This window comes from Gardnerella sp. c23Ub_4 (assembly GCF_055804115.1).
In genome coordinates, this window is the sequence record NZ_JANUYO010000003.1 from 51,341 (window position 1) to 70,391 (window position 19,051).

Here is a 19,051-nt window from a genome sequence, read left to right on the forward strand (position 1 = left end):
CATAAAATATTTGTTAAGTGTGTAACTATAAGCCGCATATGCTACTACATTAAGAAGGTTGCTATGAGTAATAACGTGTATAAAAAGAGTAGATCATACGCACCAGAACGATTCTTTGAATGCGAAGGTCGTGGCCTTAACTGGCTTCGAGAAGCTTACGACTATGGCGGGCCTAAAGTAGCTAAAGTTTTTGATTGGGGAAAAGACTACTTAAACATTGAACGCATTGAAACTACAAGCCCTACTCCTTTAGCATCGTTTGAATTTGGAGCGTCTTTGGCACACATGCACGATTTTGGTGCAAAATATTTTGGCGAAGCTCCTGCAGACTATAATGGCACATGCTATTTTGGACCATTAAGCGACCCTGTAAAAATGGATTGCGGCACTTGGAGTAACGTTATTGACTATTTGGCAGAAGGCAGACTTTTGCCAATGGTAAATCTTGGTATTTCTAGAGGAAGTCTTACAAAAAGCGATTTAGATCTTACAAATAAAGTTATTGGCGCTTTGCCAGATTTGCTTGGAAAAGCCGCTGAAGATAAGCCAGCGCGCGTTCATGGAGACTTGTGGAGCGGTAATGTTCTTTGGACTAAAAGCGAAGACGGAGAACACACAGAAGCTGTTTTAATTGACCCTGCAGCTCACGGCGGCCACCGCGAAGAAGATTTATCAATGCTTCACTTATTTGGAATCAGCTATTTTAAGCAGATTCTAGACGGCTACCAGTCTGTTCATCCACTAAAATCTGGTTTTGAAAATCGAATGACAATTTGGCAACTCTACCCTATTGCTGGTCATTGTGTTTTCTTCGGTGGAGGCTACGTTAGCGAATATCGAGATATGTGCTTGGATTTGCTTAATAGGTAAATTTGCATTAGATAATTTAATAGAAACTAATAGACAAGTAAGTACAAAACTAAAATTTACGAAAGGTTTTAACTATGATTCGCACGCATAAGCATATTTTGCGCAAAACTATTGCTGTTATAGCAGCTAGCACAATGCTTCTTGCGATTTGCGCATGCGGATCTAGTGCACAAAACGCGTCTCCTAGCGCAAAAGCTCAAGTGGACCACGGCAACGTTATAGTTTTTACACCCTCTGATGGCCTAAATTTAAGTAGAAAAACTCCATTAAGCACATGGGATAATCTTGTTCCAGAAATAGTAAAATCGTTAAAAAAGCAAGGATTTTCTAGCAACGCAATCACAACTAAGTCTTCTAACAGCTTGTATAATCAAAGTCAAGATATTCAAGATTATGTTGTAAACACTATTACGTCACTAAATCCTAAAAACAGCGCTAAAAATACTAAAAGTAAAAGCGCAAAAACAAATGTTAAGAATCTTCAAGATAGCGCAAAAAAGCAGCTTTCAAAAACGACTATTGTTGTTGCTCCTTGGACTAATAAAAACGGTCACAACAATTATGGAGATTATGTAACTCAACCAGATTCAAATAGTGATCAATTAAATGACGATGATTTAAAGAATCAAGAAGAAGCAGAAAATAGACTTTCTAACGCTTTAGAGCTTGCTAAAAAAGCTGGAATGCACGTTGTTATGCTTTCTAGACTGAGTAAGGGATTTAATCCAGATATTCTATTTAATCTTTCTTCCGCACAAAGAATTGGAGAGATTCAAGCCTACACTCTTGTACAAAAATTGGCTCTAAATCAAGCATCTAAAGATAATCCAAAAAGCGTGGAAGTGCTTTTGCCTTGCCATAATCAAAAGCAAAATGTTCATTTTCATGTTGGAATAAACAAACGCACAATAAACTCCGAGGATTCTTTGTATAAAACTCCAGATTTTGATGACGAATTTTCCAAACTTGCGTTTGAAGGAATCTGGAAAGTTCTAAAGCCATATTTTGAATCTGGACTAATGTTTTCTCCTTCTGGAAAGCTTAACAAAAATTCCACTGAAAACGATTGGGAAAACGTTGCTATAGATGCGGATAATTCTGATTCTGTTAAAGCAGAACTTGAATTTAGACTTATTGAAAAAAATAATTCTAAAGCAACTCCAACAAAACACGTAGATGGAATTATTGCGTTAGAAGATCAAGTTGCTATGCAAACAGAAAGCGCTTTAGAAGAGCTTGGATATAAGGGCAGCTCTGCAGACATTAATCCTTCGTTTACTCTTCCAGACATTATTGGAAACTTTATTGGAAAACGTAATTTAAGCAAAAAGCGCGTACCTTTGCCATCTAATGTAAAAAATAATAAGCTCAAAAAACAAAAAGTAAACGAAAAAAGTAACAAAAATAAAAACTCACAAGATAGCAATCAAAGTAGCATCCAAGATAGTCAAAGTGAATATGCAAACACTATTGCAAACGATTCAAAATGGCCTGTTATTACAGGCTACGGAGCATACAAAGACGCTTTGCCTAATCTTGTAAACGGAAAGCAATGGATGACTTCTATAGAAAACATCCAAAAGATTTCTAGCGATGTTGCAAAACAGTGTAATTCGTTAAACACTACTGGAAAGATTACGCAACTAGAAGATGTAACCATTTTTGTAAACAATAGTGATTCGCAAAAAGGTGTACCAGTTGCAAGTGAAGCTATTCTTGCGATCAGCGCAACTAATCTTAAAGCGCTTTTAATAGACCCAGGCTATGTGACTCTTGCAGACGCAGGTCTTTAATTGATTTGCGCTAATACATTGCTCTAACGATTGCGCTAACGCATTACGCTAATCAACTTAAGCTTACGCCCGAGCTTGTGCTCTATTAACAGAGATTAATTCGATTATCTCTTAACTCTTGGAGCATAAATCTTATTTTCAATAAGATCTTTATAACGCTCTAAAACAACGCTTCTTTTTGCTTTAAGGCTTGGAGTAACCAATCCATTTTCTTGCGTAAACGCGTCTGGAACAATCTCAAACTTTCTAATCGATTGTGCTCTAGAAACCTTAGAATTTGCTTTTACAACACTTTGCTCAATTTCGGACCTTACAATCGAATTTTTTCGAGCTTCATCCAGCGAGCGCACAGGTCCTGCCCCTCTAGATATAAGCCAAGAGTTTACTTCTGCCAAATCAAGCGCAATAATTGCCGATATAAACGGCCTTCTGTCTCCTACAACAACGCATTGAGAAACGATTGGGCAAGTCATAACAGAAGCTTCTAGAATGCTTGGAGAAACGTTTTTACCGCCAGCAGTTATTATTAAATCTTTCTTTCTGCCTGTAATCCTAACAAATCCATCTGGTTCTAGCGTGCCAAAATCTCCCGTATGCAGCCAACCATTTACTATTTGCTTTTCTGTTATTTCTGGATGATTATGGTATCCAACGCATACTGCAGGGCTTTTAATGCAAAGCTCACCTTCATTATCTATTGCAACAGACACGCCTTTAACTGGAATACCTACTGTTCCAATTCTGTATCCCTTTGTAGGGTTTACCATTGATGGAGCGCATGTTTCTGTCATTCCGTAGCCTTCAAGGATTGGAAGCCCAATTCCATTAAAGAAGTGAGATATAGACGTGTCTAAAGGAGCACCGCCAGAAACACCGTATTCAACACATCCTCCAAAAACTTGCAAAATCGACTTATATACAGTGTTTTTAAAGAATTCGTGACTTATTGCAATCAATGGCGAAACCATTGCACCATTTTGCTGCGCCTTTGACCATTGTTTAGCAACTTTTACGCTTAACGCAAATATAACGCCTTTTAATCCTCTGCCTGCTTTTTGAGAAGCCGCATTGTAGATTTTTTCAAATATTCTAGGAACACCAAGCACGAATGTTGGCCTAAAGCTTTTGAAGTCACTAAGTATTGTTTTTAGATTACTAGATAATCCAAGTGTAACGTTTCCAGTAAAGCAAAAGAATTGCATATATCGTGCAAAAACGTGTGCTAGAGGAAGGAACAGCAAAAGTCGTGGACTACCATTCTTACTTTTTAACGCTATATCTGGCATAGAAACTATTCCAGACTTTGCTATAAAAACAAAATTGCCATGTGAAAGCTCAATACCTTTTGGCTCTCCAGTAGATCCAGAAGTATAAACAATTGTTGCTAAATCTTTACCTCTAACAGCTTTTTCTCTCTCGTAAAATTCTGCATCCGTAACGGTTTTTCCGTATTCAATAAACGCATCTATTGCATCTGAACTCAATACGAATATTTCTTCAAGACATTTGCACGACTTTTTTGCAATCAATACATTATCTCTAATTGCTTCGTCTTCAACAAAAATCATGCTCACATTGGAATCGTTAACAATGTTTTCTATTTGACTCACAGAGCTTGTTTCGTAGATTGGAACAGTTAAAGCTCCAATAGACATTATTGCCATATCTAGCAAAGTCCACTGCCAAGAAGTATGAGCAATTATAGATATTGAATCCCCTGGCATAACGCCATGCGCTATAAACCCTTTTGCAACCGCTATAACTAAATCTCTAAACTCTTTAGCGCTAAAAGAATTCCACTCTCCGCTTTTTGCAATGTATTCAATCAAAGGGTCGTTTGGCTTGCGATTAACGCGATCTTCAAGAAGCGAAAAAACATTTGCGTCATAATCAATCTTCTCATCAAGATTGCGAGAATACTTTTGCATAACCGCTCCTTAAATTGCGCATATTGTTTAAGCAATGATTCTCAACATTTTACTCAAGAATCTATACACACTATACGATACGTATTTTACTATTTTTCTTTTAAGTCTTCTTTTGGCTTTAACACTATTTTTTGTTTTTGAACCATCTTTTTTGGGTTTGCGTACGTTCTGTTTTTTCGTTTTAATCCCCATTGAACGCAAAGATTATCGCAATGATCCGATCCAACTGTTACATATGCAAAATTTTGACCTTTTTTAACAATTGATCCAACAGGCAAATCGGTATATGCAGGCTCAAATGTAGATGTTAAAACACCATGACTTATTGTTACAACAGACTTTCCAGCGACTAGACTCGCAAAGGCGATTATTCCGTCTTGTGGAGCGCGCAACTCATCGCCTTCTTTAGCTTGTAAATCAACACCTCTGTGGCCTGCAAGCCAAGGCTTGCTTGGAGCATCAAAATCCTTAATAATATTTGCTTCTTTTACTGGATATATCATCCTAGACTTGCAATATTCCTCCTTAGAATCCTCACTCATACTTGTAGCTAAAACATGCTTTTTAGAATTATTTTTACAAGTATTCGCATATTGCGTATACGCATCTTGCTGATTCGCTTGAATGTACTCATATTCAACGCTTTTGCTAATACTCGTATTTTCTAGAACACGAATTAGTGTAATAAATGCAATCAAAGCAAAAAACGCTATTATGTATACAAAAATTATCTTATGTTTCAAAACATATTTTTTTATTCTATTAATTTTTTTGGTGATTCTTTGCATCATTTTTTTATCAATGACTTCCATCTTAAATATTTTCCACATATTTTCTCTCCTTTGAATTTCACACTAAAAATGGCGTATTTTAAGGGTTTTTGCTAATTTATTTTGCGTTCTTAAAAGTTTTTCATACGATTCTTTTTTAGTAAAGATTTTTTAAGCAATGTGGTTAAAGGCTATAAAACCTTGATATTTCAACGTTTAACAATTTTCGACACGCCCAAACGAGCATATATTTGCATATTGCCAAATTCCGTGTAATATAAATGTCTTGTGCACGGCACAAAGCCAAGCATGGAAGATATTCCTGCGTAGCTCAGTTGGCAGAGCGTTCGACTGTTAATCGAATGGTCGCTGGTTCAAGCCCAGCCGCAGGAGCAAAATAAACCACCAGTCGTCTGGTGGTTTTTTGTTTTATAAAAATTTTAGCTACATCAAAGCTAAGTCAAACTCTCAAAAACCTATAAGTTGCAAGGCATTACGTACTTGCTTTGGCGTAAACTGTAAAGGTCGTTTGCATAAAGCAAATCTTGGCAAATATTGATAAACAGAGGATAAATATGTTAGAAAACATCTCCAAAGTCATGAATAATGGCAATAAAAAGAAGATGATAGTTCTTATAACTGGCGTTGTAGTACTTGCGCTAGTTATTTGCATAGGCGCAATATGCTGGAACGCTCAGCATTCTGCTCGCGTAAAAGAGGCTCGTAAAGCTTGCGAAGTTCAAGTTGCGCAAGTAACTAAAGCAAACAAATCTTGGAACAAACTTATTAAAAATTCTCTACTTGTGTCTTTTGCTAAAGAAGATTCCGAAAACGGCAAACTACTAAATAAGCTTATGAAGTTGCGCATTCCAGAAACAGTTGTGTGCAACGCAAATTCACCAGAAGCTTTAGGCGCGCAAAATGCTCAAGCTGTTGCAGCAGCGCAATGGTATTCCGATAACGCTCAACGAATTCGCAGCATCACTTCTATTATGATTGATAAAGCTGCAGGCGACGAGTCTACTCAAGAAGACAAAAAGAAGGAAGAAGAAAGCCAAAAGCAATTGCAAAAGCTTACTGATCCTGTTATTAGAAAAGCGCCTAGAGTAAACCGTAGGCCAAGACTTAACATTCCTAACATTCCTCCAGATCCTGTAGAAACAGCAAAGAGAAAAGCTCAAGAAGAAGCCATTAAAGAGGCAGAAAAGAAAGAGGCAGAAAAGAAGAAAGAAGAAGAATTAAGAAAGCAAATTGAAAAAGAGCTTAGAGAACAGCTAAAGAAGGAACAAGAAGAAAAGAAAGCTGCAGAAAAGAAGGCAGAAGAAGATAGAAAGAAAAAGGAAGAGGAGGAGAAGAAGAAGCAAACTACTCCTCCTACACCTACACCTCCTGCTCCTGGATCTGGCGGTTCTACTGGCGGTACACAAAACCCTCCAGTTACCCCTGGAGACAGCACAGGTGGCAACGTGACTACACCTCCACCAGCTACTACCGGCGGAACGAACGCCAACTAACCTCTGTTAATCAATAAAAAATGCGCTCAGCAAATCACTGAGCGCATTTTTTATATTCTAAATCACTTTGTTAAATCAACTTGATCTAAAGGAATAACCTTGGTGTGGTACTTAATCTTGTATCCCACATAAAGCACAATGAACAGCGGAACAGACATATAAGTTATGCCAATCGCTTGCCAATTAAGCGTGTGGAACGATTCAAGATCTTGACCAACAATAACCAAAATGCACAATACAAGAGCCACAATAGGGCCAAATGGATACCACTTAGCTTTATAAACAAGATCGTCCAAAGACTTTCCTTGCGCAATATACGCCTTGCGGAACCTGTAGTGCGCAGCTGCGATTCCTGCCCACGCAATAAATCCAGTCAAACCACTTGCAGCAACTAAGAACATGTAAATTTGCGTTCCAAAAATACTCATCAAGAATGTTAAAAGAGCTACAACAAACGTTGCAACCAAAGATTGCATTGGAACGCCTCTTCTATCTACGGTTCCGAACATCTTTGGAGCGTGATTATCTTTTGCAAGAGCGTAAAGCATTCTAGTAGAAGCGTACATTCCAGAGTTTGCTGCCGAAATAACAGATGTAAGCACAACAGCGTTCATGATTGTTGCTGCAATTGCCAATCCTGCTCGCTGGAACACAAGCGTGAATGGGCTTATAGAAATATCGCTAGCTTCCGAGCCAAGCAAACTTGGACTTGTGTATGGAATAATGCATGCGATTACAAAGATTGCAAGAATGTAGAACAAAACAATACGCCAGAACACTTGCTTTACAGCCTTTGGAATGCTCTTATCTGGTGTTGCAGATTCGCCTGCTGTAATACCAATAAGCTCTGTTCCCTGGAACGAGAAGCCTGCGATAGCAAACGCGCCTAAAACAGCTGGGATTCCTCCAGCAAATGGAGCATTCTTATGCGTAAAGTTGCTTAGCAATGGCGCTTTTCCGCCTAAAATGCCAACAATCGTAAGCAAACCAATAGCAAGGAATATAATAACGGTTACAACTTTAATAATCGAAAGCCAATACTCGGTTTCTCCAAAGCACTTAACAGTAAGAATATTAATCAAAAGAATAACAACAAGAACTGTTAGAGAAAATACCCAAATTGGCACCTTTGGAAGCCAATATTGCAAAACGATTGCTGCAGTGCTTATATCTACAGCAACCGTGATTGCCCAGTTAAACCAATAATTCCAACCCATTGCAAATCCTAAAGCTGGATCAATAAACTTTCCAGAATAAGATGCAAAAGATCCACTAATTGGCATATACGTTGCCATCTCACCTAGAGATGTCATAAGAAAATAAACCATAATGCCGATTGCAGCATACGCTAAAAGCGCACCCCCAGGGCCTGCCATGTGGATTGTTGCGCCACTAGCTACAAATAAGCCTGTTCCAATGCTTCCACCCAAAGCAATCATGGAAATGTGGCGTGTTTTTAAACCGCGATGAACGGTTTGAGATTCTGTAGTTGATGAACTGTTGTTACTCATTGTTTCCTCCTTTTGACAATATTCAAACAGAGGCAAACAGGCAACAGTATGCATGTCGATAGCACTCCGCAGCAAATTGCCAAAATTGCTGCGACAGTCCTTGGCCTATTGAGCCAAGTCCCAGCTTGTAAGCTAGAAAAGAATAACCTACAAACTTCGGCGCTCTCCCCTTTTGCAAATCACTTAACGCCTCTTTCTGGCTAATGATTGCTACTCTTGTTGAGCGCGACCTCTGGTCGATGTGTTTTATTATTAAGATAGGCAAAGACAAACTCTAGACACTAACCGATATTTATTCAGATTAGACTAAATTTTCTAGTTATTTTGATTATTTTTTTCTGTATTTTTTATGGCTTTATCGGAAATTTTACGACTATATGCATTATGTCTGCGATATTTATTTATTTTTATTGGCGATTTGCGATTCATTGCACCAAAAAGCGTTAAATCAAACTTTACAGACATTAATCGCATAGCGACTACTAGCACAACAATAAGAGTATCTAAAATCATCTCTGTAATAACGTCAAAACATCCTGCACGTTGTGCTTTTACAACAAATACCGTTAAAACACACCCAACTGCAGCAGGAAGCGCATACCAATGCTTATCTCGAACAATTACAGGAACTTGATTCAAAACCATATCTCGAATTAATCCACCACCAAGCGCCGTGGCCATGCCCAAAAACACAGACGCCATTCCAGACATGTGAAAATCAAGACCCTTAGCAGTGCCATTTACAGCAAAAAGGCCCAATGCTAAAGCGTCCAGAGTTAACATAAGCCACTTCCACTCATCAATTTCTAGATGAGCAAAAGCAACAATAACACCAGAAGCCAGTCCAGTAAAAACAAATCCCCTATCCGAAATTCCTACAGGAGGCAAAGCGCCAAGTAAAACGTCTCTAACAATTCCACCACCCAATGCTGTAAGCCAAGACGTTGTGATTATTGCAAAAATATCGTAGTTCTTGCGAATAGCCCACATTCCGCCAACCATTCCACAACAACCCGCAGCTATGTATTCAACAACAAGGAAGAAAACGTTGTCCCCTAATGCCCCTTCCACAATACTTCCTTTCCATGCGCTAAACACTCAAAACAAAATCTAACTAACAATTAACCTATATCTAACCAAGCATACAATTAGCGCGCCACTTGTTATAAACATAAAATGTTATAAACATACAATGACGCGCTAAATAAAATATACTAACGTTTTTTACGACTAATTTTGAACGATTTTAATTCTTAACTAGTCGCACACATTCCACATCCAGTTGTGAGTGTCTTCAACATCTCCAAGCTGAATGCCAAGAAGCTCATCGCGAAGCTCTTGCGTAAGAGCACCAACACCGCCGTCTGCAACCTTAAGATCGAATTCATCCGACTTAAATCTGCCGATTGGTGTAATGATTGCAGCAGTTCCGCAAGCAAGAACTTCCGTAACTTCGCCAGAACGAATGTCGTCAAGCAAGCCTTTAAGAGGAATCATGGTTTCAACAACATCATGACCCTTCTCTTTTGCAAGTTGAATAATAGAACGGCGAGTAACGCCTGGAAGAATGCTACCAGTCAAAGATGGAGTTTCCAAATGACCATCCTTGTGGAGCGCAAACATGTTCATGCCGCCAAGCTCTTCCAAATAAGTCTTAGTTGCAGCATCCACAAAGCAAACCTGCTCGCATCCGTGCTCAATACCCTTATATTCGCCAAGCAAAGAAGCAGCATAATTTCCGCCGCACTTAGCAAAACCAGTTCCACCAGGACCAGTACGGAACCATTGATCTTCTACCCAAATGCTAACAGGCTTTAAGCCGCCCTTAAAGTATGGGCCAGATGGAGAAGCAATTACGCAATACTCAACCTCGTGAGCTTCGCGAACACCAAGGAAAGGCTCGGAAGCAAACATAAATGGTCGCATATAAAGCGTATATTCGCGCCTGCTTGGAACCCAATCTTTATCTCGCTTAACTAAAGCTGCAACCGACCCAATAAAATCGTCAATAGAAAGATCTGGCAAATACAAACGCTTAGCAGAATTTTGGAATCGCGCAGCATTAATATCTGGGCGAAAAAGCCAAATAGAGCCATCGGAACGCTTATAAGCCTTTAAGCCTTCAAAGCATTCTTGAGCATAGTGAAGCACGGATGCGCCTGGATCCATTTTCAACGGACCGTAAGGCTCAACACGCCTATCGGACCAGCCTTCTCCCTTGGTCCAAGACATATGAACCATATTGTCGGAGAAAATCTGACCAAATGCTGGCTTATCAATAAGCTCGTTGCGCTTAGCACTAGAAACTGGATTGTCGTTAGGCAAAACGGTAAAGTTGCCAGCTAATTTGTTTAACAGAGCAGGATCGCTATGATCATAAGAATCGTAGGCATCCTTAAACTCTGGAGCGACTTCTAAATCGGCCATTATGTCTCTTTTCCTATTTGCAATTACTGTATTTGTGATTGCTTTATAATTAATGCATTGCAATTGCTTTTAATGCAATTAATGGTATAGATTAGTACGATTCTCAATTAACGCAAGCCCGAATACAAATATTTTTTATAGAAAAGCAAGCATTTAGCCTAAAGATTTACGATTTGCAACAAAGAATTAACATAATACGCGAAAAAATTAAATTCGCAGCGTAAGATTTGTGCCTCTGGTGGGACTCGAACCCACAAGCCCGTAAGGGCGTCAGATTTTAAGTCTGATGCGTATGCCAATTCCGCCACGGAGGCAACAGTCATTAATTATGCCATATAAAACAATTAAAAACAACTCAGCGTGTGGCGAGTGCTCTACGGCCCAAATCTAGAGTGATTCCGTCTAACAAACCGTGCTCACTTGCAACAAAAGTTTCCAAAACGCCGCCATGATCTTGATAAGCCTCTTTAGCAAGACGCTCAAGAACGCGACTTAACACAACTGCACCTCCGCCAACAACATCAACTCTTCCAGGATGAATCGTTGCATACGTGCGGCGCCTCTCCCTAGACATATGCAAGAACCTATCGTTAACCGTATATGCCTGATCTAACGCGATTTTTACTCCATCAACAGCCTTATGATCATAATGCTTTAAGCCAATCGCAAGAGCCGCCATAGTTGTAACAGTACCAGAAACACCAATAATCGTGCGAGCTTTACCAGCCTTAACATGCTTTAACGCTTCGTCTATATTCTTGTCAATATCTTTAATTGCACAAGATATCTCTTCTTCGGTAGGCGGGTCCGTATGCAAATGACGCTCAGTCATGCGCACAGAACCAATGTTCATAGAATATGCCGAATCAACCTTATCTTCAGCAATATTTACGCCATCTCCACCTAAAACAAGCTCTGTGGAACCGCCACCTAAATCAATAACAAGATAAGGCGCTTGCAAGTCTTTTCTAGAAACAACGCTTGTTGCTCCCAAAAAACTCAAAGCAGCTTCTTCAGTTCCACTAATCACCTCTGGATGCACACCCAGCTCTTCAAACATCATTTGTTCAAACACATCTCTGTTTAGAGCATCCCTTGTTGCAGAAGTTGCAACAAAACGAATAGCATCCACCTTATGCTCGCCAAGAACCTTTGCAAACTCTTTAGCAGCTTCTTTTACACGCTCTAATGCATCGGGCGCAAACATATGCGTTTCGTCAATTCCTTGCCCCAATCGCACAACCCTAAGCATTCTAGGAACAACATCTTTCATGCCATTTTCATCAACTCTAGCAATTTTTAGGCGAATCGAATTAGTTCCACAATCGATTGCAGCTACGCAAACAGACTTGTTAGATACGCCTTCTCGATTAACTTTTTTGCAACCAAGATTGAGCGATTCTTCATCTTCATTTTGAGCATAGTCATTATCTCCCCAAGGAGTAGTGCATTTGCAAACTTTTGGACTAAACTCACTTGCGATTTTCTCTAGAACAATATCTCCAATAGGATTTACGCCCTTGCCCATAACAAGACTTTGAGCTAGCAAAGCATGCAAGCATTTAACGCGAACTGGCATTCCGCCTGCGCTCATGTTTTTAATATGCTCTTCGCTATCGTTTAATCGATTAGCTAACTCTTTGCGAAACTCTAAATACGCTTTATGAGCATATTCGTATTTTTTAGCAACTTCTTCGTTAGAATTTAACAAATCGTTGCATTCCTTCATAAAGCCTTGTGCTTCTAGGTGTGAAGCAGCTTTAACTGCCTCTGGGCTCGTTAAATAGCATGTTGTAGGAAAAGGCGTTCCGTCTTCTAAGCATGGACGCGTAATAACAGCAAGTGGCCTACCGCAAACACATCTAGCGCCGACTGCAACCATGCCCCTTGGAAATCTTCCTAATTGACGCTTTACAATGTTTTTGTCTGCTTTATTTGCAGGATTCTCTAGTAGCGAACTCACTAATAACTTTGCGTTTAGGCTCATGTTCAACTCCATATGCATTGCGCATCTTAAAATCGTATATAACTCTTATTGTTAAATTCTATCTAGTTTTAATTCTATCTAGTTTTATTGCCATTATTACTATGTTTTTTGTTTGTTGACTTTTCATTATTACTTTTGGATTTATTAGACTTGCTTGTGCTATTGGAGTGATTATTTTGTTTGCCACTTTGCTTAGTGGTATTAATCTTAGAAGACTTGCTATTTGCATCATTTTCTTTAGCCTTAAAGCTCATATCGTCTGGCTTGTCTGCCTTGTGAAGCGCGTAAAACAAGTCACTATACCACGGCAACGCTTTTCTATCTTCGTACAAAGAATCATCCTTATTAAACGATTCTGGAACAGAACCCGTAATCGCCTCTGGATGCTCTACTCTAACAGCCTGCTCCCCTGGAAATATAAACCCCAATCTTTCCCTTGCTTGAGCTGCAACATACGCCTTGTCTTTCCAACGCTCTACATCGTTATTAAGAGCTTGCTTTTTATCTTTCAAAGCAGACTCATCCCTTTGCAAAGCGTGCAATTCTGCCAAACTTAAAGCATAGTTACGAATTGTTGATATAAGACCAATACAGCAAAGAAATACAACAACTATCATGGAAACAAATACGATTGAACCAGAAAACAGCTTCTTTTTTTGAGGCTTATTTGATTCGTCAACTGTATTTGCAGTCATGCGGCGATTTCTTAAAATCATACTTCTAAATTACTTTGAATATTCGACGTGACGCACACGCGCTTATAAGATTGCGGCCAGCAGCACAAGGCCACTGACCGCAATCAACTCTTAGCTTTATTATTAAGCTTATTATTTAGCTTATTATTTAGCTTTAGTCTTTAGACTTTTGACTTTAAATTACTCCATTTGAGCTTTGCTCAAAATCGTATCTGCAGAATGTTGCAATTTTTGCAACTCTTCTTGAGTCAAATCAAGCTGGCATTGCTTAACAATTCCTTCTCTACCAACAATTGCTGGATAAGAAAGATAAGAATGGTATTCTTCGCGATAGTTAGAAACAGGCATTTGCTCTTTAGAATCCGAAAGAACTGCATCCACTAAACGAACTGCAGCAGCAGCAATACCGTAGTTTGTGTACTTCTTTCCGTAGAACACTGTAAATCCGCCTTCGCGAGTTTCCTCGTCAATTGCATCCAAATCAATGTTCTTTTCTTTAATAAGCTCTGTTATAGGCTGCTCAAAGACTTTAACAGTAGACCACGCAACGAATTGCGAATCGCCATGCTCTCCTAAGCTATATCCCTTAACAGCCTTTGGATGCACGCCAAAGAACTTGCCTACTGCACGATGCAAGCGCGCAGAATCAAGCAAAGTGCCAGTTCCAATAATCTTTTCGTAAGGAAGACCGGTAGCTTCCTTGTAAAGCTGACAAATAGCATCGCAAGGATTAGTTATGTCAATCAAAACACCGTGGAATCCAGAAGCCTTAATTTTTGCACCAACTTCTGCAACTTCCTTACGATTATACTTAAGCTCTGCAAAACGATCTGGATGAGGAACATCCAAAAGCTTTATGTGGCCCAAGGCACTTACGATTACCTCTACGTCTTTTAATGCTTCATAATCATTAACTGTAATATTAACGTTAAAAGGCACATTATCCATTGAATCTTCAAAATCCAATGCGTCGGCATTCACCTTTGCCTCATTAGTATCATAAAGATACAAATCATCAGCGTGACCGCCAACAACAAGTTGATGCGCTACTGCTGCACCAACGTTTCCCATGCCTATAACAGCAACTTTTCTCATATGAAACATCTCCTTCCGTTTTTAGTTTTCCATAAAAAATAGCACTATTTTGAAGAGAATAAAAGTAATTTTAGAAAAATTTATATATTTTTTCAAAAAATCGCTAAAATATACGAAAAACGGCCAATCGCACGAATGCGACTGGCCGAATTATGCTACAGTCTAAATCTTAAACAAGACTTACGTAGAACTTATAAAAGCTCTAGCATATTACTTCATATACTTCTTGCAAGCCTTGAATGCGCTGTAACCAGCATATTGAGCGGTAGAACCAAGCTCTTCTTCGATCTCAAGCAAGCGGTTGTACTTAGCAATACGCTCGCCGCGAGCAGGAGCACCAGTCTTGATTTGGCCAGTGTTCTTAGCAACAGCAAGATCAGAAATGGTGGTATCTGGGGTTTCACCAGAACGGTGAGAAACCATAGAAGTGAAGCCATTCTTGGTTGCAAGCTCAATAGCGTCGAGGGTCTCGGTAACGGAACCGATCTGGTTCAACTTTACAAGCAAGGAGTTAGCTGCTCCAAGCTCAATACCCTTAGCCAAACGCTTTGGATTAGTAACGAGCAAGTCATCACCAACGAATTGCAAACGATCGCCAAGACGCTTGGTAATCTCTGCCCAATCATCCCAGCCTTCTTCCTGGAATGGATCTTCGATGGAAACGATTGGATACTCGTTGATGAGCTTCTCGTAGTAATCAAGCATGTAAGCGGATTCGCGCTCTTCGCCGTCGAAACGATACTTGCCAGTTTCCTTGTTGTAGAACTCAGAAGAAGCAACGTCGAGGGAAATACCAATCTGCTTGCCTGGCTCGTAACCAGCAGCTTCGATTGCATCCATAATGTACTTCAAAGAATCTTCGTTGGACTTCATCTTTGGAGCGAAGCCACCTTCGTCGCCAAGACCAGTAGCCAAGCCTTCCTTCTTCAAAACGTTCTTTAAGGTGTGATAAACCTCAACGCCAGCGCGCAAAGCGTCGCTATAAGTAGCAAAACCGTATGGAGAAATCATGTATTCCTGAATATCGGTTGCAAAATCAGCGTGAGCACCACCGTTCATAATGTTCATGTTTGGAACTGGAAGAATGTGGCCATTTGTACCGCCAATGTAGCGATACAAAGGAAGCTCAGCAGACTCAGCAGCAGCATAAAGAGCAGCAAGAGAAACGCCAAGAATAGCGTTTGCGCCAAGCTTGCCCTTGTTTGGAGTGCCATCAAGCTCGATCATTGTTTCATCAAGAGCGCGCTGATCAGAGGCATCCATGCCAATAACCTTTGGCGCGATTACTTCGTTAACAGCCTTAACTGCTTCCAAAGTACCCTTGCCCTGGTAGCGGGACTTGTCACCATCGCGACGCTCCCAAGCTTCTGCCTCACCAGTTGAAGCACCAGAAGGAACTAAACCAATTCCTTGAGCGCCATCTTCGGTCTCCAAATAAACCTGAACAGTAGGATTTCCACGAGAATCCAAAATTTCGCGTGCATATACGCTTTCAATAGCTGCCACAACTACTCCTTATTTATCTGTTGGTTGTGTAACATATTTAAGATTAATGCGTTTTATGGACGTTATTTAATAACGTAAGTCGTTAAGCATACAAGACTATATAATCCAAGCTTTTGTTAATTTGTCCACACCTTTGTACAATAATAACAAACTGGCACGGGGTGCAATTATTTGCTTGATTGTAATTGCTGAGATCATACCCGTCGAACCTGATATAGCTAGTACTATCGAAGGGAATGTCGAATGGTTAGCCATTGTAAGAGCATGCTAAAAAATGCATCTTCTTCACTACGTTTATTTGTGCCATGGCTTTCTACACTTGTCATACTTATTGGATGGTTTTTAGCTACACTTGGGCCTAAAGAGACTAGGCACATTCCATCACCTGCAGAAGTAATTAACGCTTTTCAAGAATTAAACTCAGAAGGTTTAATTTGGCCTTCGTTGGGAATTAGTTTTACAAGAGTTATTGCAGGATTATGTTTAGGAATGATAATTGCAGTTCCAGCAGGAGTTATTTCTGGTAGCACAAAGCTGGGCGACATTATTATTAACAAGCCTGGCCACATGCTACGGTCTGTTCCTTTTACTGCACTAGCACCTTTGCTTATTATTTTATTAGGCATTGGTGAGACTATGAAAATAGCTCTTATTGCTATAGGCGTATTTGGAACGTTCTACGTAAATATGAGGGATGGAGTTCGTAATATTGATCCCAAACTCTTGGAATTAGCTCGCGCATACAAAGTAAATAGCAAAACAGTATTTTTCACAATTCTTCTTCGAGGAGCGCTACCTAACTTTATGACTGCTTTACGCTTTGCAATATCAGTGTCTTGGGTGGCATTGGTAACGTGTGAAACAGTCAACGCTTCAAAAGGAATTGGATATGTTCTTGCAAGATCACAAGAATTTTACAGACCAGATCAAATGCTACTATGCATAGTTTTATACGCGATTGCAGGCCTACTTTCTGAAGGAATTGCAACACTTTTAGAAAAAATTTGCATGCCTGAGCGACGTTCATCCATCGTTAAAATCAAACAGAACTAAGAATATTAGCAAAATAATTAGGAGAATAAAATGGCTAAATTCGCATTATCTACAACAAGTAAGCGAGCATTAGCAGCTGCATGTGCTTTGTGCGCAACGATAGCTCTTGCATCATGTGGCAGCACTAAACAATCTAAACAATCATCTTCAACTTCAAACAATGGAATTATGCGCGTAGCATATCTTTCAACAGCTAACTATCTAACAACCTTGAAAAATGATGATTTTGCACAAAAAGAATTTGACAAGTCAACAGTAAAATTTACAGGACCTTACACTCCTCTAGACGCATATGCTGCAGTCAATAGCGGCGCTGCAGATGCTTCTTCAACAGGAACTACTCGCTTTATTGATTGGGCTTCAAAAAATCAACCATGGGTTGCATTCGCTATTGAATACTACAACGGAGATTCTCAAGGAATAGTAGCAGCACCAAATAGCGGTATTAAAACACTAAAAGACTTGTACGGAAAGAAAATTGGAATCATAGCTAAAGGTGGAACTGGAGATTACGTAATTCACCGTTCATTTGAAAAAGCCGGACTAGACCCATCTAAAGTTCAAGAAGTAGAGATGAGCCCAAAGAACTTCCACGCAGCATTCACAACTGGGCAAGTTGATGCATTAGCAACATTCGACCAGAATTTAGCAGCAGCTCTAGCAACTCCAGGATCAAAACGAATTGTTAATGCTAAAGATTATGGAAACTTAAACGTTTCTATACACATGGTTTCTGCATCATTTGCTAAAAAGCATCCAGATTTAGTTAAGAAAATGTATCGCGCATTAGTCAAAGAAGCTCAAAAAGCAAAGAAGAATCCTAGCGTAATTACAAACGCTTATAAGGAATTTGGGGCGTCAGAAAGCACACTGAAAGAAGTCGCAAAGTTCTACGTTCCAGACATTCTTCCAATTGATGAAAAAGGCCGCGAAATGTTAAGAAAACAAGCTGAGCAGGAAGTCAGATACGGATTTATTAAATCCGTTCCTGACTTCACTAAATCAACTATTGATTGCACTAAGTGATTAATACAAAAACACTTTACATTTCTAACATAGTGAGATAAACGTGATAACAAAGAATTCGTATGCGATTGAGCAAACTAAATCACAAGATTTAGAAAAATCTTCTATTGAAATTAACGATTCAAGTAACTGTGAGTGCGTTAATCTTCAGCACATACGTGTTAGTTTTCAGGAAAATAAAGAAATACTGAAAGACATTACGTGCACGATTAAAAGTGGAACGTTTATCTCACTTATAGGCAGATCGGGATGCGGAAAAACAACACTTCTTAAAGTGATTGCTAACTTAATAAAACCAGATTGTGGAACAATAAAAGTCACGCAACATCAAGCAATAGGATTCCAAGACGCGCGACTTATACCATGGTTACCGGTATGGCAAAATGTTGTTTTCGGTATGGAAGGAAGCAAGGAAGATCTTAAGGATATTGCGCATTTAGCGCTTTGCCAAATGCAACTTGAAGGCTACGATAACAAGTGGCCTTCTGAGCTTTCTGGAGGCCAGCAGCAGCGCGTATCTTTAGCGAGAGCTTTAGTTAGAAGTCCTGAATTATTGTTGCTTGACGAGCCTTTTGGAGCTTTGGATGCTCTTACGCGCTTCGATATGCAAGATTTGCTTAATAATCTTCAAGCTAAATATGGCTGGACTACACTTATGGTTACGCATGATATTGCGGAAGCTGTAAGACTTTCTAACCGCATTCTTATGATAAAAAATGGCAAGATTGCTAAGCAATGGAACATTGATCGCGAGCATCTTGACGCTCAAAATCGCCCTGTAAATCATAGTGAAATAGAAGATGAGCTTAGAGAAGCTTTGCAATAAGCAACTCGAAAATAATGTAAATAAAGGCGACTGCAAAAATAGCGGCCGCC

15 protein-coding genes, 2 tRNA genes and 2 riboswitches are annotated in these 19,051 nt (G+C 39.5%); of the genes, 7 read left to right on the plus strand and 10 right to left on the minus strand.

What is annotated here, in order from left to right:
• Window positions 1-63 precede the first annotated feature (63 nt).
• Together NYP67_RS05830 and NYP67_RS05835 are read left to right on the plus strand one after the other, a co-directional pair.
• On the plus strand, window positions 64-870 hold the full coding sequence (locus tag NYP67_RS05830; protein WP_004133024.1) for a fructosamine kinase family protein: 807 nt from the start codon (window positions 64-66) through the stop codon (window positions 868-870).
• Window positions 871-944: 74 nt separating this feature from the next.
• Window positions 945-2,663 (plus strand): type 1 periplasmic-binding domain-containing protein, encoded by a 1,719-nt coding sequence (locus NYP67_RS05835; RefSeq protein WP_004131048.1) that lies wholly within the window; start codon window positions 945-947, stop codon window positions 2,661-2,663.
• 104 nt (window positions 2,664-2,767) lie between these two features.
• Here NYP67_RS05835 and NYP67_RS05840 read toward each other — a convergent pair whose 3' ends face one another.
• Together NYP67_RS05840 and NYP67_RS05845 are read right to left on the minus strand one after the other, a co-directional pair.
• The gene (locus NYP67_RS05840) at window positions 2,768-4,591 is read right to left on the minus strand and encodes an AMP-dependent synthetase/ligase (RefSeq protein WP_020757573.1); all 1,824 of its coding nucleotides are present in this window, start codon (window positions 4,589-4,591) and stop codon (window positions 2,768-2,770) included.
• 89 nt (window positions 4,592-4,680) lie between these two features.
• Window positions 4,681-5,421: a peptidoglycan DD-metalloendopeptidase family protein gene (locus NYP67_RS05845; RefSeq protein ID WP_473411278.1), complete on the minus strand. Its 741-nt coding sequence runs from the start codon at window positions 5,419-5,421 to the stop codon at window positions 4,681-4,683.
• Window positions 5,422-5,681: 260 nt separating this feature from the next.
• Here NYP67_RS05845 and NYP67_RS05850 point away from each other — a divergent pair.
• Window positions 5,682-5,754: transfer RNA gene (locus NYP67_RS05850), tRNA-Asn, on the plus strand.
• 182 nt (window positions 5,755-5,936) lie between these two features.
• Window positions 5,937-6,875: a hypothetical protein gene (locus tag NYP67_RS05855; RefSeq protein ID WP_346284434.1), complete on the plus strand. Its 939-nt coding sequence runs from the start codon at window positions 5,937-5,939 to the stop codon at window positions 6,873-6,875.
• A 62-nt stretch (window positions 6,876-6,937) separates the two neighbouring features.
• Here NYP67_RS05855 and NYP67_RS05860 read toward each other — a convergent pair whose 3' ends face one another.
• From NYP67_RS05860 to eno, 8 genes are all read right to left on the minus strand, one after another.
• Window positions 6,938-8,386, minus strand: a complete 1,449-nt coding sequence (locus NYP67_RS05860; protein ID WP_004130491.1) for an amino acid permease — start codon at window positions 8,384-8,386, stop codon at window positions 6,938-6,940.
• Window positions 8,387-8,437: 51 nt separating this feature from the next.
• Window positions 8,438-8,630, minus strand: a riboswitch (Lysine riboswitch).
• A gap of 71 nt (window positions 8,631-8,701) precedes the next feature.
• Window positions 8,702-9,457, minus strand: coding sequence for a trimeric intracellular cation channel family protein (locus tag NYP67_RS05865; RefSeq protein ID WP_004130489.1), 756 nt, complete (start codon window positions 9,455-9,457; stop codon window positions 8,702-8,704).
• A 186-nt stretch (window positions 9,458-9,643) separates the two neighbouring features.
• Window positions 9,644-10,813, minus strand: a complete 1,170-nt coding sequence (locus NYP67_RS05870) for a branched-chain amino acid aminotransferase (protein ID WP_473411279.1) — start codon at window positions 10,811-10,813, stop codon at window positions 9,644-9,646.
• A gap of 230 nt (window positions 10,814-11,043) precedes the next feature.
• Window positions 11,044-11,127: transfer RNA gene (locus NYP67_RS05875), tRNA-Leu, on the minus strand.
• 41 nt (window positions 11,128-11,168) lie between these two features.
• Entirely contained in the window at window positions 11,169-12,800 is a 1,632-nt protein-coding gene (locus NYP67_RS05880; RefSeq protein ID WP_415697322.1) for a DUF501 domain-containing protein, read from the minus strand.
• Window positions 12,801-12,874: 74 nt separating this feature from the next.
• On the minus strand, window positions 12,875-13,516 hold the full coding sequence (locus tag NYP67_RS05885; RefSeq protein WP_415696622.1) for an FtsB family cell division protein: 642 nt from the start codon (window positions 13,514-13,516) through the stop codon (window positions 12,875-12,877).
• A 159-nt stretch (window positions 13,517-13,675) separates the two neighbouring features.
• On the minus strand, window positions 13,676-14,590 hold the full coding sequence (locus NYP67_RS05890; protein ID WP_353938578.1) for an L-lactate dehydrogenase: 915 nt from the start codon (window positions 14,588-14,590) through the stop codon (window positions 13,676-13,678).
• A 210-nt stretch (window positions 14,591-14,800) separates the two neighbouring features.
• The gene (gene eno, locus NYP67_RS05895) at window positions 14,801-16,096 is read right to left on the minus strand and encodes a phosphopyruvate hydratase (RefSeq protein ID WP_473411280.1); all 1,296 of its coding nucleotides are present in this window, start codon (window positions 16,094-16,096) and stop codon (window positions 14,801-14,803) included.
• A gap of 147 nt (window positions 16,097-16,243) precedes the next feature.
• A riboswitch (TPP riboswitch) is annotated at window positions 16,244-16,350 on the plus strand.
• 10 nt (window positions 16,351-16,360) lie between these two features.
• Here eno and NYP67_RS05900 point away from each other — a divergent pair.
• The 3 genes from NYP67_RS05900 (at window position 16,361) to NYP67_RS05910 (ending at window position 19,001) form a co-directional block, all read left to right on the plus strand.
• Window positions 16,361-17,149, plus strand: coding sequence for an ABC transporter permease (locus NYP67_RS05900; protein WP_016784911.1), 789 nt, complete (start codon window positions 16,361-16,363; stop codon window positions 17,147-17,149).
• A 30-nt stretch (window positions 17,150-17,179) separates the two neighbouring features.
• Window positions 17,180-18,175 carry an ABC transporter substrate-binding protein gene (locus NYP67_RS05905; RefSeq protein ID WP_016784910.1) on the plus strand — a complete coding sequence of 332 codons (996 nt, stop codon included), beginning with the start codon at window positions 17,180-17,182 and terminating at the stop codon, window positions 18,173-18,175.
• Window positions 18,176-18,242: 67 nt separating this feature from the next.
• Window positions 18,243-19,001 (plus strand): ABC transporter ATP-binding protein, encoded by a 759-nt coding sequence (locus tag NYP67_RS05910; RefSeq protein WP_415694867.1) that lies wholly within the window; start codon window positions 18,243-18,245, stop codon window positions 18,999-19,001.
• Window positions 19,002-19,051 lie beyond the last annotated feature (50 nt).

Excerpts from the sequence above, each read along its gene's own strand:
- NYP67_RS05830 (WP_004133024.1), top strand. The coding sequence starts at position 64 with ATGAGTAATAACGTGTATAAAAAGAGTAGATCATACGCACCAGAACGA.
- NYP67_RS05835 (WP_004131048.1), top strand. The coding sequence starts at position 945 with ATGATTCGCACGCATAAGCATATTTTGCGCAAAACTATTGCTGTTATA.
- NYP67_RS05840 (WP_020757573.1), bottom strand. The coding sequence starts at position 4,591 with ATGCAAAAGTATTCTCGCAATCTTGATGAGAAGATTGATTATGACGCA.
- NYP67_RS05845 (WP_473411278.1), bottom strand. The coding sequence starts at position 5,421 with ATGTGGAAAATATTTAAGATGGAAGTCATTGATAAAAAAATGATGCAA.
- NYP67_RS05855 (WP_346284434.1), top strand. The coding sequence starts at position 5,937 with ATGTTAGAAAACATCTCCAAAGTCATGAATAATGGCAATAAAAAGAAG.
- NYP67_RS05860 (WP_004130491.1), bottom strand. The coding sequence starts at position 8,386 with ATGAGTAACAACAGTTCATCAACTACAGAATCTCAAACCGTTCATCGC.
- NYP67_RS05870 (WP_473411279.1), bottom strand. The coding sequence starts at position 10,813 with ATGGCCGATTTAGAAGTCGCTCCAGAGTTTAAGGATGCCTACGATTCT.
- NYP67_RS05880 (WP_415697322.1), bottom strand. The coding sequence starts at position 12,800 with ATGAGCCTAAACGCAAAGTTATTAGTGAGTTCGCTACTAGAGAATCCT.
- NYP67_RS05885 (WP_415696622.1), bottom strand. The coding sequence starts at position 13,516 with ATGATTTTAAGAAATCGCCGCATGACTGCAAATACAGTTGACGAATCA.
- NYP67_RS05890 (WP_353938578.1), bottom strand. The coding sequence starts at position 14,590 with ATGAGAAAAGTTGCTGTTATAGGCATGGGAAACGTTGGTGCAGCAGTA.
- NYP67_RS05900 (WP_016784911.1), top strand. The coding sequence starts at position 16,361 with ATGCTAAAAAATGCATCTTCTTCACTACGTTTATTTGTGCCATGGCTT.
- NYP67_RS05905 (WP_016784910.1), top strand. The coding sequence starts at position 17,180 with ATGGCTAAATTCGCATTATCTACAACAAGTAAGCGAGCATTAGCAGCT.